The following is a 26,146-nucleotide window of genomic DNA, read 5'->3' on the forward strand; positions in this document are numbered from 1 at the left end:
CTTGGGGTCGTATACCAACTTAATTACGACTACGACCGATTCGTGACTGTCGTGTCGGGGTACGGCCACTCAGGGCGTTTCATTGGGGCACGGTGCGCGACCGGCGCGCGCCGTGTACCGCATGCCCGGGAGGTGCGATGGAGACGGCCGACCCCCGCAACTCCGTCCCACCCGGGCGGGAGGCGCGGTTCGCCGGCTTCGTCGCCGCCGTGGTCGGGTCGGCGCTGCTGGTCTCCGTCCTGCCGCTGATCGGGCTCCCCGACCGCCTGCCCCGGCTGCCGGCGGCGTTCTGGGCGATGGCGGCGCTCGCCGTCGCCTGTGACGCGCGGCCCTTCGTCCCGCCGGGCCGGCGGCACACCTCGGCCGTCTTCCCGTCCACCTGCTTCACCTTCGCGATCCTGCTCGGCTGGGGGCTGGGCCCGGCCGTGGCGGTGCAGGCCGTCGCGGTCGCCGTCTCCGGCTGGCGGATGCGCCACGCCCTCTGGCGGACCACCTTCAACGCCGCCCAGTACACGTGCGCGCTCGGCGCCGCGTACCTGGTGCTCCGGCTCGGGCCGGGTGGACTCTTCGACGGCGGCCGGCTGGGCTGGACGGACGTGACCGCCGTCGGTGGCGCCACCCTCACCTGGTTCGCTGTCAACTACGGCCTGGTCAGCAGCGCGCTGCGGCTGCGCTTCGGCGGCCGGTGGTGGCCGAGCGTGCGGCAGGCGCTGCCGTACGAGCTGCTCTCCACCGGTTCGCTGCTGCTGCTCGCCCCGGTGCTGGTCACCGCCGCCCGGGCCAGTGCGGCGCTGGTCCCGCTCGTGCTGGTGCCGCTCTTCGCCGTCTACCGGATGTCCCGGCTCTCCACCGAGCAGGAACACCTCGCCGCGCTCGATCCGCTCACCGGCCTGCCCAACCGCAAGGCGCTGCTCGCCGAGGTGGCCGAGCAGGTGCACCTGCACGCCGAGCGGGTCGCCAAGGGCGACCGGGACGCCCACCTGGCCCTGCTCCTGATCGACCTGGACCGGTTCAAGAACGTCAACGACGCGCTCGGCCACGCCGTCGGCGACCGGCTGCTGGTCGAGGTGAGCGCCCGGCTGGTGGACGTCGTCGGCGGCCGGGACATGCTGGCCCGCCTCGGCGGGGACGAGTTCGCCATCGTCGCCGGCCGGCTCGACGGCGTCGACGAGGCCCGCGAGCTGGCCGGCCGGGTGGTCGCGGCGCTCACCGAACCGGTGTCGCTGGACGGGCTGCCGCTCGACGTCGGCGCCTCGATCGGCATCGCGCTCTTCCCCGAGCACGGCGAGGACTTCGCCACCCTGATGCGCCACGCCGACGTGGCGATGTACGACGCCAAGCACCGCAACGACACCGTCGCCGTCTACGCCGCCGAGTCGGACCACAACTCGGCCGAGCGGCTGGGGCTCCTGGCCGACCTGCGCCGCGTACTCGAGGCGGGGCCGCCCGCCGGGCGGACCGTGCGGGGCGGCGACGGCGCCGCGCTGCCCGCCCGGCTCGCCGGGACGCGCGCCGCGGGACCGGACCGCGCCGGGATGAACGGCGCGGCACCGAACGGCGCCGGGGCGAACGGCGCGGGTGGGCGGTGGTGGCCCCGGCGCCGGCGGGCGCGGGTCGCGGTGGACGGCTCCGACGAACTGCTGAACCAGATCCTGACCGGCGCCGACCCGCACCGCCGCCGCGCCGGGCAGCCCGCCGCCGAGCCCGAGCGGCCCGAGCTGCCGGCCGTTCCCGACCCGGTGGAACGGGCCGAGGACGCGGCGGCCGACGTCGGCGTCATCACGATGTACTACCAACCGCAGATCGCCATCGCCACCGGCGAGGTCGTCGGGGTGGAGGCGCTGCTGCGCTGGCGGCACCCGCGCCGGGGCATGGTGGACCCGGAGGAGCTGATCCGGGTGGCCGAGCAGAGCGCGGTGATGCGGCTGCTCACCCAGCGGGTGGTCGACGACGTGGTGGAACAGCTGGCCAAGTGGTCGGCGGCCGGCATCCACCTGCGGGCGGCGCTCAACGTCAGCGTCCGCGACCTGCACACCGGCGAGATCGCCGACCGGATCGCCGACCGGCTGGCCGCCTTCGGGGTGGCCCCCGAGCGCCTGCAACTGGAGATCACCGAGGGCGCGTTGATGGCCGACCCCCGGCGGGTGCTCACCACCATCTCCCGGCTGCACCGGATCGGGGTGGCCATCTCCCTGGACGACTTCGGCACCGGGTACTCGTCGTTGCAGCACCTGCGCCGGCTGCCGCTGGCCGAGGTGAAGGTGGACCGCTCGTTCGTCCTCGGGATGGCCGACGACGCCGACGACGCCGCCATCGTCCGGTCGATGATCGAGCTGGCCGGCGCCCTCGGCCTGCGGGTGGTCGCCGAGGGCGTGGAGGACGAGCGGACCTGGCGGATGCTGCACGCAGCCGGCTGCGACGTGGCGCAGGGCTGGTTCCACGCCCGGCCGATGCCGGCCGACGAGCTGGTGACCTGGCTGACCCGGTACCGGCCGGTGCACCCGACCGGCGGCCCGGACACCGAGGCGCCGCGCCGCCCCACCCGCTGACTCGGCGGTGGGGGCGACCGCCGGGACGGCCGTGGCGGGCCGACCGGCTGAGCCCGCCACGGCGACGGACGGTCCCGCCGGGCGGGCGCGGGGGGAGTCGGAGGCATCGGCGTGACCGCAGGACAATAGACTCGCTCCGGTCACCGCGCGTCATCTCCGATCGCGCGGCCGGCACACCGCAGACGCAGCAGGACAGCCACGAAGGGGGCACCGATGGCCGCCATCTCCCGCGAGGAGGTCGCGCACCTGGCGCGACTGTCGCGGCTCGCCGTCACCGAGGAGGAGTTGGACGTCTTCGCCGGCCAGCTCGACGTGATCCTCCAGTCGGTGGCCCAGGTCGGCGAGGTCGCCGCGGCGGACATCCCGCCGACCTCCCACTCGGTGCCGCTGACCAACGTGCTCCGCGAGGACGTGGTGACGCCGTGCCTGACCCCGGAGGAGGCGCTGTCCGGCGCGCCGGACGCCGACCAGCAGCGGTTCCGCGTCCCGCGGATCCTGGACGAGGATGTGGCCTCATGAGCGACCTGACGAAGCTGACCGCGACGGAGATCGCCGGTCTCGTCGCCAGCGGTGAGACCTCCGCCGTCGAGGTGACCCAGGCCCACCTGGGCCGGATCGCCGCCGTCGACGACCGGGTGCACGCCTTCCTGCACGTCGACACCGAGGGCGCGCTGGCCGCCGCCCGCGCGGTCGACGAGCGTCGGGCCGCCGGCGAGGAGCTGGGCCCGCTGGCCGGCGTGCCGATCGCCGTCAAGGACGTGCTCACCACCAAGGGCGTGCCGACCACCGTCGGTTCCAAGATCCTCGAGGGGTGGCGCCCGCCGTACGACTCGACGATCGTGCAGCGGCTGCGCGACGCCGGCACGGTGATGCTCGGCAAGACCAACATGGACGAGTTCGCGATGGGCTCCTCCACCGAATACTCCGCGTACGGCCCGACCCACAACCCGTGGGACCTGGACCGGATCCCGGGCGGCTCCGGTGGCGGCAGCGCCGCCGCGCTGGCCGCGTACGAGGCGCCGCTGGCGATCGGCTCGGACACCGGCGGCTCGATCCGCCAGCCCGGCGCGGTCACCGGCACCGTCGGCGCGAAGCCCACCTACGGGGGCACCTCCCGGTACGGCCTGGTGGCGTTCTCCTCGTCGCTGGACACCCCCGGCCCGTGTGCCCGTACGGTGCTCGACGCCGCGCTGCTGCACCAGGTGATCGGCGGGCACGACCCGCGCGACTCGACCTCCATCCCGGCCCCGGTGCCGGACGTGGTGGCCGCCGCGAAGCTCGGCGCCACCGGCGACCTGACCGGCGTGAAGCTCGGCATCGTCACCGAGTTCACCGGCGAGGGCGCGGAGCCGGGCGTGCTGGCCGCGTTCCGCGAGTCGGCCGACACCCTGGCCAAGCTGGGCGCCGAGATCGTCGAGGTCTCCTGCCCGCACTTCGCGTACGCGCTGCCGGCGTACTACCTGATCGCGCCGAGCGAGTGCTCCTCCAACCTGGCCCGGTTCGACGGCGTCCGGTTCGGCCTGCGGGTCGGCGACGACGGCAACCGGTCGCTGGAGGAGGTCATGTCGCTGACCCGGGAGGCCGGCTTCGGCGCCGAGGTCAAGCGGCGCATCATGATCGGCACGTACGCCCTCTCCTCGGGCTACTACGACGCCTACTACGGCCAGGCGCAGAAGGTCCGCACCCTGATCACCCGGGACTTCAACGCCGCCTTCGAGCGGGTCGACGCGCTGATCTCGCCGACCACCCCGTTCGTGGCGTTCCCGATCGGCGCGCGCACCTCCGACCCCTACCAGATGTACCTGGCGGACCTGTTCACCATCCCGACCAACCTGTACGGCGGCCCGGGCATCTCGGTGCCCTGCGGCCTCTCCGACGGGCTCCCCGTCGGCCTGCAGGTGATGGCCCCGACGATGGCCGACGACCGGATGTACCGGGTCGCCGCCGCGCTGGAGTCCGTGGTCGGCACGTTCACCCCACCGGCGCTGTGAGGCAGGAGCTCAGATGACCACGACACTGCCCGCGTACGACGAGGTCGTCGCGCGCTACGAACCGGTGATCGGCCTGGAGACCCACGTCGAGCTGGGCACCAACACCAAGATGTTCTGCGGCTGCCCGACCGACTTCGGCGGCGAGCCGAACACCCGGGTCTGCCCGGTCTGCCTGGGCCTGCCCGGCTCGCTGCCGGTGGCCAACAAGGCGGCCATCGAGGCGACCATCCGGATCGGCCTGGCGTTGAACTGCTCCATCGCCGAGTGGTGCCGGTTCGCCCGGAAGAACTACTTCTACCCGGACATGCCGAAGGACTTCCAGATCAGCCAGTACGACGAGCCGCTGTGCTTCGACGGCTACCTGGACGTCGAGGTCGGCGGCGAGCTGGTGCGGATCGGCATCGAGCGGGTGCACCTGGAGGAGGACACCGGCAAGACGCTGCACGTCGGCGGCGCCACCGGCCGCATCCACGGCGCGACCGAGTCGCTGGTCGACTACAACCGCGCCGGCATCCCGCTGGTGGAGATCGTCACCAAGCCGGTCCCGGGCACCGGCGCGCTGGCGCCGGAGGTGGCCCGGGCGTACGTCACCGAGCTGCGCGACGTGCTCCGCTCGCTGGGCGTCTCCGACGTGCGGATGGAGGAGGGCTCGCTGCGCTGCGACGTGAACACCTCCCTCAACCTGCCGGGCGAGGAGTGGGGCACCCGCACCGAGACGAAGAACGTCAACTCGCTGCGCTCGGTGGAGCGGGCGGTCCGCTCGGAGATGCTGCGGCAGGCCGCCGTGCTCGACGCCGGCGGAAAGATCACCCAGGAGACCCGGCACTTCCACGAGGACACCGGCGACACCACGCCGGGCCGGTCCAAGGAGACCGCCACCGACTACCGGTACTTCCCGGAGCCGGACCTGGTGCCGCTCGCCCCGGACACCGCCTGGGTGGCCGAGCTGAAGGCCGCCCTGCCGGAGCTGCCCCGGCTGCACCGCCGCCGGCTGCAGCAGGAGTGGGGCCTGTCCGACCTGGACATGCAGTCGGTGCTCAACGCCGGCGCGGTCGAGCTGATCGAGGCCACCATCGCCGCCGGCGCGACCCCGGCCGCCGCCCGCAAGTGGTGGCTGGGTGAGCTGTCCCGGCGGGCCAACGAGGCCGGCATCGAGCTGGCCGACGTGGGCGCCACCCCGGCGCAGGTCGCCGAGCTGCAGGGTCTGGTCGACGCGGGCAAGCTCAACGACAAGCTGGCCCGTACCGTCCTGGAGGGCGTGGTGGCCGGCGAGGGCTCGCCGACCGAGATCATGGCCAACCGGAACCTGGAGGTCGTCTCCGACACCGGCGCGCTCACCGCCGCCGTGGACGAGGCCATCGCCGCCAACCCGGAGGTCGCGGACAAGATCCGCAGCGGCAAGGTCGCCGCGGCCGGCGCGCTGGTCGGCGCGGTCATGAAGACCACCCGCGGCCAGGCCGACGCCAAGACCGTCCGCGAGCTGATCCTGGAGCGCCTCGGCGTCCAGGGCTGAGCCCGACACTGAGCCCGACCCGTCGAAGGCCGCCGTCGCACCCCGGCGGCGGCCTTCCCGCTTCCCCCCGAGTACGCGCGATCCGCGCCACCCCTCGCGAGGGCGTCAACGGCGACGCCCGGATGGAGTCACCGTGAACGAGCACGACCTCGACGTCCTCGACGAGATCCAGCGGCGGGTGCTCTGGCTCGCCACCCGGATCGTGGACGCGGCCAACCACGACCGGGACACCGGCGACGGGGTGAAGGTCGGCGGCCACCAGGCCTCCAGCGCCTCGCTGGTCACCGCGATGACCGCGCTCTGGTTCGCCCACCTCGACGCCGAGGACCGGGTCGCGGTCAAGCCGCACGCCTCGCCGGTGTTCCACGCCATCCAGTACCTGCTCGGCAACCTGGACCGGTCGTACCTGCCGAAGCTGCGGGCGCGGGGCGGGCTCCAGTCGTACCCGTCGCGGACCAAGGACCCGGACGAGGTGGACTTCTCCACCGGCTCCGTCGGGCTCGGCGCCGCCGCGCCGCTGTTCGCCGCGGTCACCCGCCGCTACGTCGACGCGCACTTCGGGGCGCGTCCGCACTCCCGGTTCGTCGCCCTGATCGGCGACGCCGAGCTCGACGAGGGGAACATCTGGGAGGCCGTCGCCGACCCGGCCACCACCGGGCTCGGCAACGTCATGTGGCTGGTCGACTTCAACCGCCAGTCGCTGGACCGGGTCGTCCCCGGCATCCGGATCAACCAGTGGCGGGGCCAGTTCGAGGCCGCCGGCTGGCACGTCGTGGAGGTCAAGTACGGCCGCAAGCTCGCCGAGGCCTACGCCCGGCCGGGCGGCGCGGCGCTGCGCGACTGGATCGACCTGATGCCCAACGAGCAGTACCAGTCGCTGTTCGGGCTGGAGGGGCCGGCCCTGCGCAAGCAGTTCCTCGACGGCGCGCCGGCCGAGGTGGGCGCCTTCGTCGCGGACATCGGTGACGACGAGCTGGGCCCGCTGGTGACCGACCTGGGCGGGCACGACCTGGAAGCCATGCTCGACGCGTACGCGCAGTGCGACGCGGTGACCGACCGGCCGAGCGTCGTCTTCGCGTACACCGTCAAGGGGTGGGGGCTGCCCATCGCCGGCAACCCGCGCAACCACTCCGCGCTGCTCAGCACGGAGCAGGTCGATGCGCTGCGTGCCGCCAACGGCCTGACCGCCGAGACCGAGTGGGACCGCCTCGACCCGGCGTCGCCGGCCGGCATCCGGGCCGGCGAGCGCCGGGAGGCGCTGTCCCGCGCGCCCCGCGAGCGGTCGCTGGGGGTCACCGTCCCGGAGACCACCCGGGTACGCGCCAACAAGCCCGTCTCCACCCAGGAGGTCTTCGGTCGGGTGCTGGTCGACCTGGCCCGGGATCCCGCTGTCGCGCCGTACCTGGTGACCACCGCACCGGACGTGGCCACCTCCACCAACCTCGCCGGGTTCATCAACAAGACCGGCGTCTTCGCCCCCACCGAGCAGCGCTCGTGGACCGAGGACCGGATGTTGCGCTGGACGGAGAGCCCCGCCGGCCAGCACATCGAGCTGGGCATCTCGGAGATGAACCTGTTCCTGCTGCTCGGGCAGCTCGGCCTGTCGTGGGACCTGTCGGGGCAGCCGCTGCTGCCGATCGGCACGGTCTACGACCCGTTCGTGCTGCGCGGCCTGGACGCGTTCCTCTACGGCACCTACTCCGGCTCCCGGTTCGTGGTCGCCGGCACCCCGTCGGGCATCACCCTCGCCCCCGAGGGCGGCGCCCACCAGTCGACCATCACCGCCTCCGTCGGCCTGGAACTGCCCGGCGTCACCTTCATCGAGCCGGCGTACGCGGCCAGCCTGGACTGGCTGCTCTGCGACGCGCTCGGGCAGATCGCCGGTGGGTCGACGCCGGCGGCCACCGCCGCGCCGGCCGAGGACGGGGCGTACTACTTCCGGCTGAGCACCCGGCCGATCGACCAGTCGCCGTTCGAGGCGGCCCGGGCCCGGATCGGCGACGCGGTGCTGCGGCGGCAGGTGGTCGCCGGGGCGTACCGGCTGGTCGACGCGCACCAGGCGTACCCGGAGCTGGCGGATGCCCCGGTGGTCACCCTGGCCGGCTCCGGCGCGGTGCTGCCGGAGGTGCTCGCGGCGGCCGCGGAGCTGGCGGAGGAGGGCATCGCCGCGCACGTGGTGGACGTGACCTCGCTGGACCGGCTCTACCGGGCCTGGCAGCGGACGCTGCGCCAGGGGGTGCGGACCGCGACCGTGCCGAGCGTGGCCGGCGCGCTGCGGGCGGCGTTCGGCGACCGGGCCCCGGTGGTGACCGTGCACGACGCCGCCTCGCACGCGATGGCCTGGCTGGGCTCGGCGCTCGGCGTGCCGGCGGTGCCGCTCGGGGTGGACGAGTTCGGCCAGTCCGGCAGCGTCCGCGAGCTGTACGAGCTGCACGACCTGCTGCCCGGCAGCATCGTCAACGCCGCCCTGGCCGCGCTGTCGCTGCGCTGAGCCAGGGGCGCCAAGCCTGAGCCGGGCCCGCCCCGCCGCCATCCACGGTGGCGGGGGGACCGGCGCGGGCTCGCGTCGGACGCACGGACCGAGCGTTCCCGGCCTCCCGTGGAGCCGTTTCGGAGGCGCCTGCCAATCACCCAGCGTGGAGGTCGCGGAGGGTGACGTCGGCGTGGGTCCGCGCACCTCCGGTCGCCCCTTTGCTCTGCTGCCCTCCCGGCGACACCGCTACTGACCAGGGCTTCGCCGACGACGATCTCCAGATGCGCAATCACCTTGGGTGACTGTTGCATCCGCGGCAGCAGAGCAAAGTGCGCGGGCCGGAGCGCCGGTGATGGAGAGAATCTTGCGCTGGGTGACGATCATGGAGCTGGAGCTGGAGCTGGAGCCGTGCTTGCCGGGGCCGGCGGCGGCCGGGGAGCCAGCGTTGGGCTGTGGGCCGCTGCTGGCACGAGCCAGCCGTGCGGCTGGCTGCCGTCGGATCGCCCGGCGGGGTGGGTCAGCGGGTCGGGGTGGGGGTGACGGGGACCGGGGCGCCCTGCGCCGGCTCCTTGACCACGTGGCGTTCCAGGTTGACCTGCGCCTGCCCGGTGCCGCCGACGGTGATGTCGTCGTAGGCCTGGAGCAGTTTCCGCTGGTCGAAGTAGAGCACGGTCATCGACAGCGGGGTCGGCTTCTCGCCTTCCAGGCCGCGCAGCCCGGCCCCGCCGGTGGAGCCCTCCACCATCAACTGGGTGGGTTGCTTGCCGAGCTGCTGCGGCAGCTTGGACACCTGGCGGGCGTGGGTGTGCCCGGCGAGCACCAGGGGGCAGGTGCCGGAGAGTGGGCCGGCGGAGGCCGGGTCGTGCACCAGTGCGATGTTCACCGGTCGGGGTGAGCGCTGCACGGTGGCCGCGAGCTGCTCACCGGCCCCGATCACCTGTTCGGCGACCTGCTTGGTGAGGCCGCTGCCGGCCGGCGAGGTCTCCTTGTCGGGGGTGAACCGGGGGTCGCCGATCCCGGCGATGGTCAGCCCGGCGACCGTGGTGGTCGAGTTGTTGAGCACGATCGCGTTGGGTTGCCGGGCCACCGCCGCGGCGGTGCGCGAGGAGTCGTGGTTGCCCCGGATGTAGACGTACGGCTTCTTGAGCAGGCCGATCGAGCCCACGAAGGAGGCCTCCGGCTCGCTGCCCCAGTCGGTGATGTCGCCGGTGTCGATCACCACGTCGATGTCGAACTGCTCCACCACCGTGCGGATCAGCTGCCAGCCGGTCGGGTTGAGGTGCATGTCGGAGACGTGCAGCACCCGGGTGGTGCCGGGCGCCGGCTCGTACACCGGCAGCGCCGAGACCGTGGTGTAGAGCTGACTGACGTTGCCGACGATGCGCTGCAGCTGCTCGGCGTAGCGCGAGTAGTCGTTGGCGATCCGGCGGGCGTCGCCGACGATCGCCGGGGCGTTGACCAGCAGCCCCTCGTACCGTGGCTCCTCGATCGCCTGGGGGCGCAGGGTGCCCGCGGCGAGTCCCAGGCTGCCGGCGGTGACCGCCAGCGCGAGCCCGGTGGACCACGCGGTCCGGCGGACGTCCCGGAAGACCAGCCCGGCCAGCAGCAGCGTGGCCAGCACGGCCGACCCGGCGGTACGCAGCCCGAGCCGCATCACGCCGTCGCGGACGTCCTCGACCGCCGACAGGCTGGCCCGGTTGATGCTGGCCGGGTCGTCGATCAGCGCCTCGGTCTTGCGCTGGTCCAGCGCGCCCAGCCGGACGGTCAGGTGGGTCGGCCCGTCGTGGCTGTCGAGTTGGAGCGCGCCCAGCGGCGGCACGTCGACGGTGGTGCTGCCCTTGACCGCCGGGGCGAGGGTGAGGTTGGCCCGGAACGGGCCGATGTCGGTGTTCACCCGGCCGCCGGCCAGCACCCCGATCACGGCCCCGGCCAGCGCGACCGTCAGGACGGCGAGCACCACGCCCACCCGCCGGACCCACCCCGTCCGGCCCGCCCGGTCCGCCCGGCCGGCCCGGTCCCGCCGGGGCCCCCAGCGTCGCTCACGCCGGGCCGGGGGAGTGTCCTCGTCCCCGGGCCCGCGCTGCTCGTTCTCCCCACCGTCCATGCTGAGATTCTGACCTGCCCAATGATGGATCTTGGCAAACCCCACGGACGGCGGCGCGTTCCGCGCCGAAACTCCCGGTGTGTCGCGCCTCTCGGCCGCTCGTGACAGCCGTTCGGCCGGTGCTCAGCTGCGCCCGGCGCCACCGTCGGCGAAGACCAGCCGCAGCAGCCGGTCGTCCTCCGGCGCCGGCTCACCCCGCCCGTCGTGGTTGGACGTGGAGACCCAGAGCGAGCCGTCCGGGGCGGCGGCCACCGCGCGCAGCCGGCCGTACCGGCCGGTCAGCAGCTGGCGGGGCTGCCCGAGCACGGTGCCGGTGTCGGTCAGCTCGAGCAGCCACAGCCGCTTGCCGCGCAGGCAGGCGGTGACCAGCAGTCGGCCGGTCGCGGCCAGCCCCGAGCAGGACGCCTCCGCGGTGCGCCACTGCACGAGCGGGTCGGCGTACCGCTTGTCGCCGGCCTGCCCCTCGACGGTGGGCCAGCCGTGGTTGGCGCCCTTGTCGACCCGGTTGATCTCGTCCCAGGTGTTCTGGCCGAACTCGGTGGCGTACATCCGCTTGCCGGCGTCCCAGGCCATGCCCTGCACGTTGCGGTGCCCCAGCGACCACACCGGCGAGCCGGGGAACGGGTTGCCGGGCGCCGGTCTGCCGTCCGGGGTGATCCGCAGGATCTTGCCGCCGAGGCTCTTCCGGTCCTGCGCGACGTCCCGGTTGCCGGCGTCGCCGGTGCTCACGTAGAGCTGGCCGTCCGGGCCGAAGGCCAGCCCGCCGCCGTCGTGGTTGCCCGCCTTCGGGATGCCGGTGAGGATCGGCGTCGGCGTGCCGCCGAGTTTCAGCCGGGCGACCCGGTTGTCGCGCTCGGTGGTGTAGTAGACGAAGACGGTCTCGTCCTTGGCGTACGCGGGGGAGACCGCGATGCCGAGCAGCCCCGCCTCGCCGCCGGCCGCCACGTCCGGCACGGTCTGCACCGGCGCGACCCGCAACCCCTCCGGGCCGGACTCCGGGCCGACCTTGAGGATCCGCCCGCTGTCCCGCTCGGTGACCAGGGCGCCGCCGTCCGGGAGGAACGCGATGCCCCACGGCACCCGCAACCCCTTGGCCAGGACCGTGGCGACCACCTCCTGACCGGCGCCGCCGGCGCTCGCCGACGCGGACGGGGTGGGCAGGTTGGGGGGCTCGCCGGCCGGGTCCGGCTCCGGCGGGCCGAAGCTGCACCCGGAGGTGGCGAGCAGCAGCGCCGCGCAGGACGCCGCCAGCGCCGCGCGACGGCGGCCGGTGCGGGGGTACGGGGGACGGGCGCTCACCCGGCCCAGCCTAGCCCGCGAATCCGGACTTCCCGGCCCACCGGCGACGGTCGAGGACGTCGTGACCCGCTCAGCGGGCCCGGACGGCGAGCAGCGCGACGTCGTCCTCGCGCCGGTCCGAGGAGGTGAGCAGCAGGTCGCAGAGCTCGGTGAGGGGGAGCGGGCCGGTTTCGGAGAGTCGGCTCAGCAGCTCGGCCAGCCCCTCGTCGATGGAGCGGTCCCGGCGCTCGATCAGGCCGTCGGTGTAGAGCAGCAGGGTGTCCCCCGCCGCCAGGGTGGTCTCCTGGCTGCTGCGGGGGATCGGCCGGGCGAAGCCGAGCAGCGGCTCGCGCCGGCCGCCGAGGACCCGGACCACGCCCTCGGCGTCGACCAGCAGCGGCGGTGGGTGCCCGGCGTTGCACCAGCTCACCGTCAGGCCTCCGGCCGCCCGGGGACGCAGCCGGGCCAGGGTGGCCGTGGCGGCGGCCGGGATGCGCAGCCCGGAGATGGCCCGGTCCAGCCGGGTCATCAGCTCGTCCACCGGGTCGGTCCGGCCGAAGGCGTTGCCCCGGACCAGGTTGCGCAGCTGGCCCATGGTGGCGGCGGCCTCGATGTCGTGGCCGGCGACGTCACCGATCGCCACGACCAGGTCGCCGTCGGGCTGGACGAAGGCGTCGTACCAGTCCCCGCCCACCTCGACCCGGTCCGCTACCGGCTGGTAGCGGGCGGCCAGCTCGACCCGGGGGCTCTCCGGCAGGTTCGGCAGCATGCTGTGCTGGAGCACCTCGGCCACGTGCCGCTGCTCGTCGTACATCCAGCTGTTGCCGAGCGCCTGGCCGGCCCGGCGGCCGATCTCCAGGGCGGTGTGCAGGTCGCTGTCGTCGAAGGGCCGCCGCCCCTTGGCGTTGATCAGCGTCACGCAGCCGACCACCGCACCGCGCCCGGGCGCGGGCACCGGCACCGTCAGGTGCGACGCGAAGCCGAGCTGATCGGCGAGGGACACCATCTCCGGGTCGGTGGTGGCCCGCCGGACGTCGTCCAGAGTGGCCGCGCTGCCCAGCACGGGCTGGCCGGTGCGCAGCACCGTACGGGTGATCGACTCCGGGCCGAGGTTGGTCGTCATCAGCTCGGCGAAGCGGTCCACCTCGGCGGCCCGGGCCGGGTCCCGGTGCAGGGCGGTGACCCGGCGCGGCGCGCCCGCCCGGTCGACCAGCGTCACCAGCGCCCAGTCGGCCAGCAGCGGCACCACCGCCTCGGTCAGCCGGTCCACCGCGGTGGCCACGCCGAGGGTGCCGGTCAGGGTCTCGCTCAGCGCGGAGAGCAGCTTCAGCCGCTCGTGCGCCTCCTCGACCCGCCGCCGGGCCTCCTCGGCGCCGTCGAGCGCGATCCGCAGCCGCAGCTCCGACGAGCACGCGGCGGCGAGGTCGGCCAGGGTACGCAGCTGGTCGGCGGTCCAGGCGCGGGGCTTGCTGTCGATGGCGCAGAGCGAGCCGAGCACCCGGCCGTCCAGGTCGGTCAGCGGCATCCCCGCGTACGCGACCACGCCCAGCTCCGCGATGGCCAGGTTGTTCCACACCCGGGGGTAGAGCCGGGCGTCGGGCAGCACCATCGGGATCTCGATGTCCACCACGTGCTGGCAGAACGAGTGGGTCAGCGGGGTCTGCCGGCGGGCGGCCCACGGCTCCGGCAGGCCGACCGCGCCCGGAAAGAACTGCCGTTCGCCGGTGACCAGCGACACCAGCGCGACCGGCACCTCCAGCAGGTCGCTCACCAGCCGGGCGAAGCGGTCGAACGCCTCGTCGGGTTCGGCGTCCAGGCCGGTCTCGGCGAGCGCGCGCAGCCGCGCCGGGTCCGTCAGCGCGGGGATGTCCACCGCGGGCAGCGGACCGCGACGGTGCGGGGAGCGCTCGGTCATCGGCCACCTGTCTGCGGGCGTGCGGGGCACCGGGTTGCGCTCCGACCCTCGGTTATACCCGGCAGGCGGCGGTGACGCCCACGGGTGGTGACGCCGGCCGCTCGCCCCCGATGCGCCGGTCCGCCGGATCGGGTCGGGTCGCGGTCGCTATCGTCGGCGGACGTGAAGGTATGGATTCCGCACGAGGCCGGAGTCGGGTTGCTCGGCGAGGCGCCCGCGGGCGTCACCGTCCAGGCGTGGACGGACCCGGGACGCCCGCCGTCGGACCCGGCCGGGGTCCGGTTCTGGGTGCCGCCGTTCCTGGCCGCCGGGGACACCGCCGCGATGCTGGCGCGACTGCCGGACCTGGCGGTGGTCCAGCTCCTCTCCGCCGGGGCGGACGCCTGGGTCGGCCAGGTGCCGGACGGGGTGACCCTCTGCGACGCGCGGGGCGTGCACGACGCCGGCACCGCCGAGTGGGTGCTCACCGCGATCCTGGCTCAGCTGCGCGGGTTCCCCGCGATGGCCCGGGCGCAGGCCCGCCGGGAGTGGGCGTACGACGAGGTCGCGCCGACCGACGAGCTGACCGGCAAGCGGGTGCTGATCGTCGGCGCCGGCTCGATCGGCGCTGCGGTGCACGCCCGGCTGGCCCCGTTCGACGTCACGGTCACGCTGGTCGCCCGCACCGCCCGCCCGGCCGACGGCGTGCACGGGGTGGACGAACTGCCCCGGCTGCTGCCGGAGGCGGAGGTGGTGGTGCTGCTGGTGCCGCTGACCGAGCAGACCAGGGGCATGGTGGACGCCGCCTTCCTCGCCGCGATGCCCGACGGCGCGTTGCTGGTGAACGCGGCGCGGGGCCCGGTGGCCCGAACGGAGGCGCTGGTGGCGGAGCTGTCCAGCGGCCGGCTGCGGGCCGCGCTGGACGTCACCGATCCCGAGCCGCTGCCCGCCGACCATCCGCTGTGGGAGCTGCCCAACGTGCTGCTCACCCCGCACGTCGCCGGCTCGGTACGCGGCCTGCTGCCGCGGGCGTACCGGCTGGTGGCTGCCCAGCTGCGGCGGTTCGTCGCGGGAGAGCCGCTGGTCAACACGGTGACCGACGGCTACTGAGCGGGCTCAGCGCTCGCCGGGCAGGTGCTGCCCGGTGGCGGAGACCAGCCGGGGCAGGTCGGTGTCGCGCACGGCGGGCAGCATGACCTCCTGCCCGTCGTCGAGGCGGGCGACGGCGCGCCCGCGGGGGTCGGCGGTCAGCTCGACGACCCGGTCCCAGGCGATCCGGCGGCTGCCGGCCAGGGCCCGCAGCCGCAGCTCCCGCCGGTCGGCGTCGGTGCCCGCCCGCCACGCCCAGACGGCGACGGCCAGCGGGATCAGCAGCACCGGCAGCAGGTACCACTCGGCGGTGGCCAGCGGCAGGGCGCCGATGAAGGCGACGATCGCCGCGACCAGGATGGCCTGGTTGTACCGGAAGCGGATGGTGTCGGCGCTACTCACCCTCCGATGATCCCACTCCGGCGCGGCCCCGCTCCGCGCGGGCGGTGGACGGTGACCGGCGCCATTCGACAGTGACATGAGTCACTACAGGGGGCCGTAACCACCGCTCCGAACCGTCGTTGGCGGGGGTGGTGGGTGTCGGATATCTGTCCTGTGTCCCCTCCCGCCCGCATCGCCGCACCGCCCCGTGTCCCCCTCACGAAGGCGACCGTCGTGCCTCACGCGTACCTGGTCCACCGCCCTGCGCCCGCGGTGGCCGCCCTGCTGACGGCGGCCGCGCTGCTGGCCGCCGCCGCGCTGGCCGGCGTGCTGCCACCGCTGGCCGCCACGACGCTGGCCGGCGCGGCCGGCTGCGCCCTGGCCGGCGTCCGACTCTCCCGGGAGGCCGCCACCGGTGGCGGCCGGGACCGGCGGGCGCCGCGTCGCCGGCGGGCCGCCGCGCTGCTCGACGCCGCCGTGCTGGTGGTCGGCCTGACCGTCGGCGTGCTGCCCCTGGCCGCCGGGGAGCAGCGCGCGAACGTCGCGGCCACCGGCCTGGCGGCCGCGACCCTGCTGTACGCCGGCGGCCTGCTCCTGCTCCCCGGCCACTCCCGGCTGGCGCCCCGGGTCCGGCTGCGCCGGACCGTCGACGTGCTCGGGCTCGGCACCGCCCTGTTGTTCGCCGGTTGGGTGCTGTTGCCGCCGGGTGACGTCCCTCCGCTGGCCCGCGCCGTCACGGTGCTCGGTGCGGGCGGGCTCGCCGTGCTGCTGGTGAGCGCGCTGGCCGAGCGGCGCCGTCGGCCGGGTGCGGCGCTCTGTCGCGCCGGGGCGGCGGCCGCCCTGCTCGGCCTGGCCGACCTGGTGGGGCTGCTGGCCTACCGGGCGCCGGCCGTGGCGACGCTGACCGCGGTCGCGCCGCTGCTGGTGGGTGCCCTGTTCACCGCCGCCGGGATGGCGCGGGTGTCCGCCGGGGATCCGGCCCTGGGCACCGGCCCGCCCCCGGCCTGGCCCCGGGTGACCGCGCCGGCCGCGGTGGCCACCCTCGCCGCCGGGTACCACCTCTGGGCGGTCGGCAGCTTCACGCCGACCGCCGTCCTGCTCGGGCTCGCGGTGATCCCGCCGCTGGTCGGGCGGGAGCTGATCACCGCCGCCGACAACCGGCACTGGGCCAGCCGGCTGGCCGCCCGGGAGGCGCACTTCCGGGCGCTGGTCTCCGGTGGCCGCGACCTGATCCTGCTGCTCGACGACGAGCTGCGGGTGCGCTGGCTCTCCGCGGCCGGTGCCCGCTGGTTCGGGCTGCGCGACGACGAGGTGCGCGGCCGGCGGCTGGTCGAGCTGCTGCACCCCGACGACGCGCCGGGCGCGCTCGGCCGGCTGGCCGCTCCCCGGAGCGGCCAGGAGCCGCTGCTGCTGGTGGCCCGGATGGCCACCGGCGACGGTGGCTGGCGGGAGACCGAGTCGACCGTGAGCGACCTGCGCGGGGTGCCCGAGGTCGACGCGGTGGTGCTGCACGTGCGCGACATCGGCGAGCGGCGCCGGTTGGAACGCGAACTGCACCGGCTGGCCGCCACCGACCAGCTCACCGGCCTGGCCAACCGGCGCGAGCTGATGCGGGCGCTCGGCGCGCGGGGCGACGGCTCGGGCGCGCTGCTGCTGCTGGAGGTGCACGGCCTCGGCGCGGTGACCGACGGAGCGGGGCCGTCGGCGGCGGACGGCCTGCTGCTCACGGCCGCCCGCCGGCTGCGCGACGTGGTCGGCCCGCACGACCTGGTCGCCCGGGTGGCCGGCGAGGAGTTCGCCGTGCTCACCGACGCCGGTCCGGTGCCGGCGTACGCGCTGGGTGGCCGCCTGGTCGCCGCGCTCGCGGAGCCCTGCCCGACGCCCGGGTCGATGGTGCGGCTGCGGGTGAGCGTCGGCCTGGCCGAGCTGGCCGGGACCGGGCCGGAGGACGCGCTGCGCCAGGCGGACCTGGCCCGGCGGCGCGCCGTCCAGCTCGGCCGCAACCGGGTCGAGTGGTACGACGCCTACCTGGAGGAGCAACTGGTCCGCCGGCTGGACCTGGAGCGGGAACTGCCCGGCGCGGCCACCCGGGGTGAGCTGGACCTGGTCTACCAGCCGGTGCTGGGGCTGGCCGACCGGCAGCCGGTCGGTACGGAGGCGTTGCTGCGCTGGCGCAGCCCGGTGCTGGGCACCGTGCTCCCGGCCGAACTGCTGCCGGTGGCTGAAGATCTCGACCTCGTCGGCGAGCTGGGGCGCTGGGTGCTGGACCGGGCCTGCCGGCAGCTCGCCAGCTGGTCGACGGGGGGCCGGGAGCTCTGGATGGCAATCAACGTGACCCCCCGGGAGCTGCTGGCCCCGGACTTCCTGGCCGGGGTGGCCGCCACGCTGGCCGGGCACGGGGTGCCGGCGCACCGGCTGGTGGTCGAGGTGGCGGAGCCCCGGATCGGCCGGGACCTGCCCACCGTGGTGGCCCGGCTGGCCGGCCTGCGGTCGTTGGGGGTGCGCACCGCGTTGGACGACTTCCGCGCCGAGCACGCCTCCCTGGCCCAGCTGCGTCGGCTCCCGATCGACCTGCTCAAGGTCCGGCCGCAGCTGGTGGGGTCGGTGCACGACCCGCAGCGACCGCTGATCGACGTGGTGGTCAGCCTCGGTGAACGGCTCGGGCTGTCGGTGGTGGTGGAGGAGTTGGAGTCCGACGCCGACGTCGACCGGGCGCAGCGGGCCGGCTGCCCGTACGGGCAGGGGTTCGCGCTGGCCCGGCCGGCCACGGCGGAGCGGGTGGAGGCGTACTTCGAGGAGTTCCCGTCCGCCTCCCGCTGACCGCGCTGCTCAGCAGATGCTGAACCGGTTCACCTGATCCGGGGCGGTGCGGTGCTGCCGCGCGGGGTCAGGTGGGCGGTCTCGTCCTGCAGGCCGCTCACCGGCTCGCCGGCGATGACCGCCAGCAACTGCCGTGCGGCGTGCGCGCCGTACGCCGGGATGTCCCGGCCGAGCGCGGTCAGCGGCGGGTGCACCAGCCGGCAGAGCGGCGAGTCGTCCCAGGCCACGATCGAGAGGTCGCCGGGGACGGCCAGGCCCATCTCCTGCGCCACCGAGAGCCCGGCGATCGCCATGACGTCGTTGTCGTAGATCACCGCGGTGGGGCGGTTGGCGGAGCTGAGCAGGCGGCGGGTGGCGCGGGCGCCCTCTTCGCCGGTGTAGTCGGACCAGACGGTGACGGCGTCGGCCAGCCCGAGCCGCCGGCACACCTCGGCGAAGGCGTCGGTACGGATCTCGGTGTGCAGCAGCGAGGGCAGGCCGCCCACCCGGGCGATCCGCCGGTGCCCGAGGGCGACCAGGTATTCGACCGTCTCGACCAGCGCCGCCGCGTCGTCCGACCAGACACTGGCCAGGCTGCCGGTGTGGCCGGGTCCACCGATCACCACGGCCGGCAGTTGCAGCTTCTCCAGGGCCGGCACCCGCTGGTCTTCGGTGCGCAGGTCGCAGACGAAGACCCCGTCGACGCGCCGCTCGGCCCACCACCGGCGGTAGACCGCGATCTCCGCCTCCTGGTCGGCCACCACCTGCAGGGTGAGCGCGTACGACCGGGCGGAGAGTTCCGCCTCGACGCCGCTGATCAGCTCCATGAAGAACGGCTCGATGCCCAGTATCCGGGCGGGCCGGCACAGGGCCAGGCCGACGGCGTTTGCGGTGGCGCCGGAGAGCGCGCGGGCGGCGCTGCTCGGGCTGAACCCGATCTCGGTGGCGATGGCCAGGATCCGCTGACGGGTGGCCTCGGAGACGCCCGGCTGCCCGTTGAGCGCGTACGACACCGCACCCTTGGACACCCCGGCACGTCGCGCGACGTCGGCGATGGTCGGCCGCTTCACCGGCGTGCTCCTCAATCCTCGCGGCCCCCCGGGCCGGTCCCACGGCGCCGGGATCACCGGCGGCCCTCACGCTACCCCGACAGACCTACCACCCTTAACCGCCGTTGACAGTGCTGGACCCGGCCCGTACGGTGGCCTAACTTATCCGGTTCAGTCGACGTCTCTCGATTATGGAAGGCGCGGTGAAGTCGTGACCCGGCAGACGTTGCACGAGGGCTGGACGCTGCGGGCCGTACCGGGGCCGCAGGTGCCGGACGGGATCGCCGGCCGGGCGGTGCCCGCCACCGTGCCCGGCTGCGTGCACACCGACCTGCTGGCCGCCGGGTTGATCCCCGACCCGTTCGTCGACGACAACGAGGCGGCGCTGGCCTGGATCGGGCACACCGACTGGGTCTACGAGACCACCTTCGACCGGCGGGCCGGCGACGACGAGCGGGTCGACCTGGTCTGCGCCGGCCTCGACACCATCGCCACGATCACCCTCAACGCGGTCGAGGTCGGCCGCACCGAGAACATGCACCGCGGCCACCGGTTCGCCGTCGGCGCGCTGCTGCGCCCGGGAGCGAACACGCTGACCGTCCGGTTCGACTCGGCGTACCGCTACGCGCAACGGCACCGGGACGCCCTCGGCGACCGGCCGAACGCCTACCCGGAGCCGTTCCAGTTCATCCGCAAGATGGCCTGCAACTTCGGCTGGGACTGGGGACCGACCCTGGTCACCGCCGGCATCTGGCAGGAGATCGGCCTGCACGCCTGGTCCACCGCCCGGCTCGCCACCGTCCGTCCGCTGGTCACCGTCGCCGGCGGGGTGGGACGGGTCGAACTGCACGTCGAGGTGGAGCGGGTCGCGGCCACCCCGTTGACCGTCCGGGCCGCCGTCGCCGGCGCGGCCGTCGAGGCCGTCGTCCCGGCGGGGGAGCGCACGGCGGTGGCGACCCTCACCGTCCGCGACCCCGAGCTGTGGTGGCCCCGGGGGTACGGCGAGCAGGCGCTGCACCAGCTCGACGTCACGCTCTGCGCGCCGAACGGCCGGACCCTGGACGCCTGGTCCCGTCGGATCGGCTTCCGGTCGGTACGCCTCGACACCACCCCGGACGCCCACGGCACCCCCTTCGCCCTGCACGTCAACGACACCCCGGTCTTCGTCCGCGGGATCAACTGGATCCCCGACGACCCGTTCCCGAGCCGGATCTCCCGGGACCGGCTGGCGCACCGGCTCGACCAGGCCGCCGGAGCCGGGGTGAACCTGCTGCGGGTCTGGGGCGGCGGCCGGTACGAGTCGGAGGACTTCTACGACCTCGCCGACGAGCTGGGGATCCTCGTGCAGCAGGACTTCCTCTTCGCCTGCGCGGCGTACCCGGAGGAGGAGCCGTTCGGCACCGAGGTGGCCGCCGAGGCCACCGAGCAGGTCACCCGGCTGGCCGGCCATCCGTCGCTGGTGCTCTGGACGGGCAACAACGAGAACATCTGGGGTTGGTACGACTGGGGCTGGCAGGAGCCACTGGCCGGGCGCACCTGGGGGCGGGGCTACTACCTCGACCTGCTGCCCCGGATCGTCGGCGAGCTGGACCCGACCCGGCCGTACTGGCCGGGCAGCCCGTGGTCGGGCAGCGAGGAGATCCACCCCAACGACCCGGCGCACGGCACCATGCACATCTGGGACGTCTGGAACACCGACGACTACCCGAAGTACCGCGAGTACCTGCCCCGCTTCGTCGCCGAGTTCGGCTACCAGGCGCCGGCGGCGTACGCGACGCTGCGCCGGGCGCTGACCGACGAGCCTCTCGCGCCCGACTCGCCGGGCATGGCGCACCACCAGAAGGCCGCCGACGGCGACGCCAAGCTCCAGCGCGGACTCGACGCCCACCTGCCCGAGCCGGCCGACTTCGACGACTGGCACTTCCTCACCCAGCTCAACCAGGCGCGGGCCATCCAGCTCGGGGTGGAGCACTTCCGTTCGCACCGGGACGTCTGCGCCGGCACCATCGTCTGGCAGCTCAACGACTGCTGGCCGGTGACCTCGTGGTCGGCGATCGACGGCGACGGCCGCCGCAAGCCGCTCTGGTACGCGCTGCGCCGGGCGTACGCGGACCGGCTGCTCACCGTCCAGCCCCGCGACGGCGGGCTGGCCCTGGTGGCGGTCAACGAGACCGGCGCGCCCTGGCGGGCCCCGGCGACGGTCACCCGGCTGACCCTGGCCGGTGAGCCGAGGGCGAAGACGGCCTACCCGCTGGACGTCCCGGCGTACTCGGCGGTGGTGCTGGCGCTGCCCGCGGACCTCGCTGGGCCGGCGGAAGCCCGCCGGGAGCTGCTGATCGCCGAGGCCGGCGACACGGCCGAGCGGGCCCTCTGGTTCTTCGCCGAGGACCGGGAGGTCGACTGGCCGGCAGCCCGCTTCGACGCGACGGTCGCGTCGGGCGACGACGGCCAGCGGGTCCGGGTGACCGCCCGGACGGTGCTGCGCGACCTGACCCTCTTCCCGGACCGGCTGGACCCGTCCGCCGAGGTCGACCGGGCGCTGGTCACCCTGCTGCCGGGGGAGTCGGCGACCTTCACCGTGCGGGCCGACACGGAGCTGGACCCGGTGGCGTTGACCGCCCGGCCCGTGCTGCGCTGCGTGAACGACATCATCCGGGTGAGCATGACCGCCCCGACCGCCTCGGAAGGCGTGCGGGCCTGAGGGGCGTGGGCGGCCGGCCGGGGTAATCGCCCCCGAGGTCGGCGCGGAGGCGACGCCGCCACGAGCGAGATGCCTGTGGGTCATATTTATGCCTCTCAGGTATATCGCCGTTCGGGCATATGCCCTTTCCCCCCAAGGACACGCCTGCCCGCCGCCACTCGACCGTGGGCGTGGCGCACTCCCGTCCCGCCGAAGTGGCCCGGACCGACCCCTGATTGAAGAACTCTTCAAGTGATAAAGTGTGCAAGGCGATGCCGGTCAACCATGGGATGGGGGAGAGACGGGCGTGTCGGTGCCGCTGTATCAGGCGAAGGCGGAGTTGTTCCGCACCCTGGGGCACCCGGTGCGGATCCGGGTCCTCGAACTGCTCCAGGACGGCCCCATGCCCGTCCGTGACCTGCTGGCGACCATCGACGTCGAGGCGTCCAACCTCTCCCAGCAGCTCGGCGTGCTACGCCGCGCCGGCCTGGTCACCTCCTACCGGGACGGCCCGCTGGTGATGTACGCGCTCAGCACTCCCGACGTGGCCGACCTGCTGGCCGCCGGGCGGCGCATTCTCGGGGCGGTCCTCACCGACCGCGACGCGCTCCTCGACGAGCTGCGCGCCGACGGGCGCGACCGGTGAGCAGGGCGGGAGCGGGTCACCAACCACCACCGTCCGCCCGCCGGGCGGAGAGCGTCCGCGGGCCGCGGATACCAGGTTCAGACCGGCGGCAGGGCGTTCCCGGCCTGGTGGGACGGCGGGTGCTCGGGCTGCTTCCCGGCCGCGCCGACTGGGCCGCCGTCCGCCGCTCGCCGCGCCGGGACCTGCTCGCCGGGCTGACCGTGGCGGTGGTCGCGCTGCCCCTGGCCCTGGCGTTCGGGGTCACCTCCGGGCTGGGCGCGCAGGCCGGGCTGGTCACCGCCGTGGTGGCCGGCGCGGTGGCCGCCATCTTCGGCGGCTCGAACCTCCAGGTGTCCGGTCCGACCGGCGCGATGACGGTGGTGCTGGTGCCCGTGGTGCAGCAGTTCGGCCCGACCGGGGTGCTGATGGTCGGCGCGATGGCGGGACTGATCCTGGTCGCCCTGGCCCTCGCCCGCCTCGGCCGGTACGTCCGTTACCTGCCCGCCCCCGTGATCGAGGGCTTCACCGCCGGCATCGCGGTGGTCATCGCCCTGCAACAGGTGCCGGCAGCACTCGGCGTGACCGACGCCGAGGGCGACCGGGTCTGGGCGGTGGCTGCCGACGCGGTCGCCCGGTTCGTCGTACACCCTCGGCCGGCGGCCGTTGCAGTGGCCCTGGGTGTCGCGGCGCTGATGCTGCTCGGCGCCAGGTGGCGGCCCGGGCTGCCGTTCTCGCTGCTCGGGGTGGCCGCCGCGACGGTGCTGGCCGAGACCACCCCGGTCGAACTGGTCCGGATCGGCGCCCTGCCGCAGGGCCTGCCGGCGCCGTCGCTGGACTTCCTCGACCTCGGCGCGGCCAGTGTGCTGCTACCCTCAGCGCTCGCGGTGGCCGCACTCGCCGCGCTGGAGAGCCTGCTGTCGGCCACCGTGGCCGATGGGATGACCGTCAGCGAGCGGCACGACCCGGACCGGGAACTCTTCGGCCAGGGCCTGGCCAACCTCGCCTCCCCGCTCTTCGGTGGAATTCCCGCGACCGCCGCGATCGCCCGGACGGCGGTCAACGTCCGCGCCGGGGCGTCCTCGAAACTGGCGGCACTGACCCATGCCGTCGCGCTCGCGGTGATCGTGCTGGCCGCCGCGCCCCTGGTCGGCCGGATCCCCCTCGCCGCCCTGGCCGGAGTCCTGCTCGCCACGACCGTCCGGATGGTCGAGGCGGGTTCGCTCTGGGCGCTCGCGCGGGCCACCCGGGGCGACGCGCTGGTGCTCGTGCTCACCTTCGCCGTCACGGTCATCTGGGACCTGGTCACCGCCGTCGCGGTCGGCGTTGCCGTCGCGGTTGTCGTCGCGCTGCGCGCAGTGGCCCGCAGCGCGCGGCTGGAGCAGGTCCCGCTCGACGCCGGGGACCACAGCGCCGAGGAACACGCCCTGCTGGCCGAGCACATCGTCGCGTACCGGCTGGACGGACCGCTCTTCTTCGCCGCCGCCCACACCTTCCTGCTGGAACTCTCCGACGTCGCGGACGTCCGGGTCGTGATCCTGCGGATGTCCCGGGTGTCCACCATCGACGCCACCGGCGCGCAGGTCCTCGGCGACGCGATCACCCGGTTGCGGGGGCGGGGAATCACCGTGTTGCTCTCCGGCATCACCCCCGGCCACGACCAGGTGCTGGCCACCCTCGGCGTCGCGGACCAGCTGCGCCGGGATGGCCTGGTCTTCCCGGACACCCCGGCCGCCATTCGCCACGCCCGCCCCATCGCCCTGGGCGTGACGGCCGGGGCCACGCAGTGAGCGCAAGCAGCGGCTCGGTACGACCTTCGCGCCGCGGACAGCCGTCGCCAGGAACTACTCGGGCACCCGCCGGTACGCGCCGTCGCTGGCCGACGTCGCCATCGAGGCGTACGCGCGCAGCGCCGCCGACACCGGCCGCTGCCGGTCGACCGGGGTGTACGGCCGCTCCCGCTTCTCCTCGGCGACCCGGCGCGCCTGGAGCACGTCGTCGGGCACGTTGAGCGCGATGGACCGGCCGGGGATGTCGATCACGATCTCGTCGCCCTCGGCGACCAGCGCGATCAGCCCGCCCGAGGCGGCCTCGGGGGAGACGTGCCCGATGGAGAGCCCGGAGGTGCCGCCGGAGAAGCGGCCGTCGGTGAGCAGCGCGCAGGCCCGGCCCAGTCCCCGGCCCTTGAGGAACGAGGTGGGGTAGAGCATCTCCTGCATGCCCGGGCCGCCCTTCGGGCCCTCGTAGCGGATCACCACGACGTCCCCGGCGACGACCTGCTTGGCCAGGATCGCCGAGACCGCGTCGTCCTGCGACTCGTAGACCTTCGCCGGACCGCGGAAGGTCAGGCACTCCTCGGGCACCCCGGCGGTCTTCACCACGCAGCCGTCCGGGGCGAGGTTGCCGTACAGGATGGCCAGCCCACCGTCGGCCGAGTACGCGTGCTCCCGGTCCCGGACGCAGCCGCCGGCCGCGTCGGTGTCCAGCGACGACCAGCGGTTGGTGGTGGAGAACGGCTCGGTGGTGCGCACCCCGCCCGGGGCGGCGTGGAACAGTTCGACCGCCTCCGGCCTCGGCGAGCCGCCTCGCACGTCCCAGTCGGCCAGCCAGCGCTCCAGCGAGGGGGAGTGCACGGCGTGCACGTCCCGGTGGAGCAGGCCGGCCCGGTCCAGCTCGCCGAGGATGGCGGGGATGCCGCCGGCCCGGTGCACGTCCTCCATGTGGTACTGCGGCGAGTTCGGCGCGACCTTGGCCAGGCAGGGCACCCGGCGGGAGATCGCGTCGATGTCGGCCACCTGGAAGTCCAGCTCGGCCTCGCGGGCGGCGGCGAGCAGGTGCAGGATCGTGTTGGTCGACCCGCCCATCGCCACGTCCAGGGCGACCGCGTTCTCGAAGGCGGCCCGGCTGGCGACCGCGCGGGGCAGCACCGAGGCGTCGTCGCCGTCGTACCACCGCTTGGCGATCTCCACGACGGTGCGGCCGGCCTCGACGAAGAGCGACCGGCGCGCGGCGTGGGTGGCCAGCGTCGAGCCGTTGCCCGGCAGCGCCAGGCCGATCGCCTCGGTCAGGCAGTTCATCGAGTTGGCGGTGAACATGCCGGAGCAGGAGCCGCAGGTGGGGCAGGCGGAGCGCTCGATCTCGCCGAGCTGGTCGTCGGTGACCGCCTCGTTGGACGAGGCGATCATGGCGTCGATCAGGTCGATCTTGGAGTGCACGATCCCCTCGATCGCCACCGTCTTGCCGGCCTCCATCGGCCCGCCGGAGACGAAGACGGTCGGGATGTTCAGCCGCAGTGCGGCCAGCAGCATCCCCGGGGTGATCTTGTCGCAGTTCGAGATGCAGACCAGGGCGTCCGCGCAGTGCGCGTTGACCATGTACTCGACCGCGTCGGCGATCAACTCCCGGCTGGGCAGCGAGTAGAGCATGCCGCCGTGGCCCATGGCGATGCCGTCGTCGACGGCGATGGTGTTGAACTCGCGACCCACTCCGCCGGCCTCGGCCACCGCGTCGGCCACCAGGCCGCCGAGGTCCTTCAGGTGTACGTGACCCGGGACGAACTGGGTGAAGCTGTTGGCGATGGCGACGATCGGCTTGCCGAAGTCGTCGTCGGTCATCCCGGTGGCCCGCCAGAGGGCCCGGGCGCCGGCCATCGTCCGACCGTGGGTGGAGGTCCTCGACCGCAGCTCAGGCATGGATACCAGTCTGGCACCGTCCCGGCGGCGGC

16 protein-coding genes are annotated in these 26,146 nt (G+C 74.5%); 10 read left to right on the forward strand and 6 right to left on the reverse strand.

The window, feature by feature from the left end; all coding sequences use genetic code 11:
- The first annotated feature begins 137 nt into the window (after positions 1-137).
- The 5 genes from V6U89_RS01365 to V6U89_RS01385 all read left to right on the forward strand — a co-directional run bounded on the left by V6U89_RS01365 (position 138) and on the right by V6U89_RS01385 (position 8,544).
- A complete protein-coding gene (locus V6U89_RS01365; RefSeq protein WP_334568733.1) occupies positions 138-2,549 on the forward strand; it encodes a putative bifunctional diguanylate cyclase/phosphodiesterase in 2,412 nt (803 codons plus the stop codon).
- A 213-nt stretch (positions 2,550-2,762) separates the two neighbouring features.
- Positions 2,763-3,068, forward strand: coding sequence for an Asp-tRNA(Asn)/Glu-tRNA(Gln) amidotransferase subunit GatC (gatC, locus tag V6U89_RS01370; protein ID WP_088963593.1), 306 nt, complete (start codon positions 2,763-2,765; stop codon positions 3,066-3,068).
- Complete coding sequence (gene gatA / locus V6U89_RS01375; RefSeq protein ID WP_334568734.1) at positions 3,065-4,540, forward strand: Asp-tRNA(Asn)/Glu-tRNA(Gln) amidotransferase subunit GatA; 1,476 nt, start codon at positions 3,065-3,067, stop codon at positions 4,538-4,540. Before gatC ends, gatA begins: the two co-directional genes overlap by 4 nt.
- A 13-nt stretch (positions 4,541-4,553) precedes the next feature.
- Positions 4,554-6,053: an Asp-tRNA(Asn)/Glu-tRNA(Gln) amidotransferase subunit GatB gene (gatB, locus tag V6U89_RS01380; protein ID WP_334568735.1), complete on the forward strand. Its 1,500-nt coding sequence runs from the start codon at positions 4,554-4,556 to the stop codon at positions 6,051-6,053.
- 133 nt (positions 6,054-6,186) lie between these two features.
- Positions 6,187-8,544 (forward strand): transketolase-like TK C-terminal-containing protein, encoded by a 2,358-nt coding sequence (locus V6U89_RS01385; protein WP_334568736.1) that lies wholly within the window; start codon positions 6,187-6,189, stop codon positions 8,542-8,544.
- A gap of 499 nt (positions 8,545-9,043) precedes the next feature.
- Here V6U89_RS01385 and V6U89_RS01390 read toward each other — a convergent pair whose 3' ends face one another.
- The 3 genes from V6U89_RS01390 to V6U89_RS01400 all read right to left on the reverse strand — a co-directional run bounded on the left by V6U89_RS01390 (position 9,044) and on the right by V6U89_RS01400 (position 13,823).
- Positions 9,044-10,630, reverse strand: a complete 1,587-nt coding sequence (locus V6U89_RS01390; protein WP_334568737.1) for a metallophosphoesterase — start codon at positions 10,628-10,630, stop codon at positions 9,044-9,046.
- 123 nt (positions 10,631-10,753) lie between these two features.
- Positions 10,754-11,929, reverse strand: a complete 1,176-nt coding sequence (locus tag V6U89_RS01395) for a PQQ-dependent sugar dehydrogenase (protein WP_334568738.1) — start codon at positions 11,927-11,929, stop codon at positions 10,754-10,756.
- Between the two features lie 70 nt (positions 11,930-11,999).
- Positions 12,000-13,823 carry a SpoIIE family protein phosphatase gene (locus V6U89_RS01400; RefSeq protein ID WP_334568739.1) on the reverse strand — a complete coding sequence of 608 codons (1,824 nt, stop codon included), beginning with the start codon at positions 13,821-13,823 and terminating at the stop codon, positions 12,000-12,002.
- A 162-nt stretch (positions 13,824-13,985) separates the two neighbouring features.
- Between V6U89_RS01400 and V6U89_RS01405 the strand changes: the two genes are divergently transcribed.
- A complete protein-coding gene (locus tag V6U89_RS01405) occupies positions 13,986-14,912 on the forward strand; it encodes a 2-hydroxyacid dehydrogenase (RefSeq protein WP_334568740.1) in 927 nt (308 codons plus the stop codon).
- Between the two features lie 6 nt (positions 14,913-14,918).
- On the opposite strand, the gene V6U89_RS01410 is transcribed toward V6U89_RS01405, so the two are convergent.
- Positions 14,919-15,293: a PH domain-containing protein gene (locus tag V6U89_RS01410; protein WP_334568741.1), complete on the reverse strand. Its 375-nt coding sequence runs from the start codon at positions 15,291-15,293 to the stop codon at positions 14,919-14,921.
- 213 nt (positions 15,294-15,506) lie between these two features.
- On the opposite strand from V6U89_RS01410, the gene V6U89_RS01415 reads away from it, so the two are divergent.
- On the forward strand, positions 15,507-18,092 hold the full coding sequence (locus tag V6U89_RS01415) for a putative bifunctional diguanylate cyclase/phosphodiesterase (RefSeq protein ID WP_334568742.1): 2,586 nt from the start codon (positions 15,507-15,509) through the stop codon (positions 18,090-18,092).
- A 29-nt stretch (positions 18,093-18,121) separates the two neighbouring features.
- Here V6U89_RS01415 and V6U89_RS01420 read toward each other — a convergent pair whose 3' ends face one another.
- Positions 18,122-19,141 (reverse strand): LacI family DNA-binding transcriptional regulator, encoded by a 1,020-nt coding sequence (locus tag V6U89_RS01420; protein ID WP_334568743.1) that lies wholly within the window; start codon positions 19,139-19,141, stop codon positions 18,122-18,124.
- Positions 19,142-19,331: 190 nt separating this feature from the next.
- On the opposite strand from V6U89_RS01420, the gene V6U89_RS01425 reads away from it, so the two are divergent.
- From V6U89_RS01425 to V6U89_RS01435, 3 genes are all read left to right on the forward strand, one after another.
- A complete protein-coding gene (locus V6U89_RS01425) occupies positions 19,332-21,821 on the forward strand; it encodes a glycoside hydrolase family 2 protein (RefSeq protein WP_334568744.1) in 2,490 nt (829 codons plus the stop codon).
- Between the two features lie 286 nt (positions 21,822-22,107).
- Entirely contained in the window at positions 22,108-22,446 is a 339-nt protein-coding gene (locus V6U89_RS01430) for an ArsR/SmtB family transcription factor (protein WP_334568745.1), read from the forward strand.
- A 119-nt stretch (positions 22,447-22,565) separates the two neighbouring features.
- The gene (locus tag V6U89_RS01435; protein ID WP_334568746.1) at positions 22,566-24,212 is read left to right on the forward strand and encodes a SulP family inorganic anion transporter; all 1,647 of its coding nucleotides are present in this window, start codon (positions 22,566-22,568) and stop codon (positions 24,210-24,212) included.
- Positions 24,213-24,266: 54 nt separating this feature from the next.
- On the opposite strand, the gene ilvD is transcribed toward V6U89_RS01435, so the two are convergent.
- Positions 24,267-26,114: a dihydroxy-acid dehydratase gene (ilvD, locus tag V6U89_RS01440; RefSeq protein ID WP_334568747.1), complete on the reverse strand. Its 1,848-nt coding sequence runs from the start codon at positions 26,112-26,114 to the stop codon at positions 24,267-24,269.
- Between the last annotated feature and the right edge of the window lie 32 nt (positions 26,115-26,146).

The sequence above is a fragment of the Micromonospora sp. CPCC 206171 genome (genome assembly GCF_036906755.1).
Taxonomy (GTDB): Bacteria; Actinomycetota; Actinomycetes; order Mycobacteriales; family Micromonosporaceae; genus Micromonospora; species Micromonospora purpureochromogenes.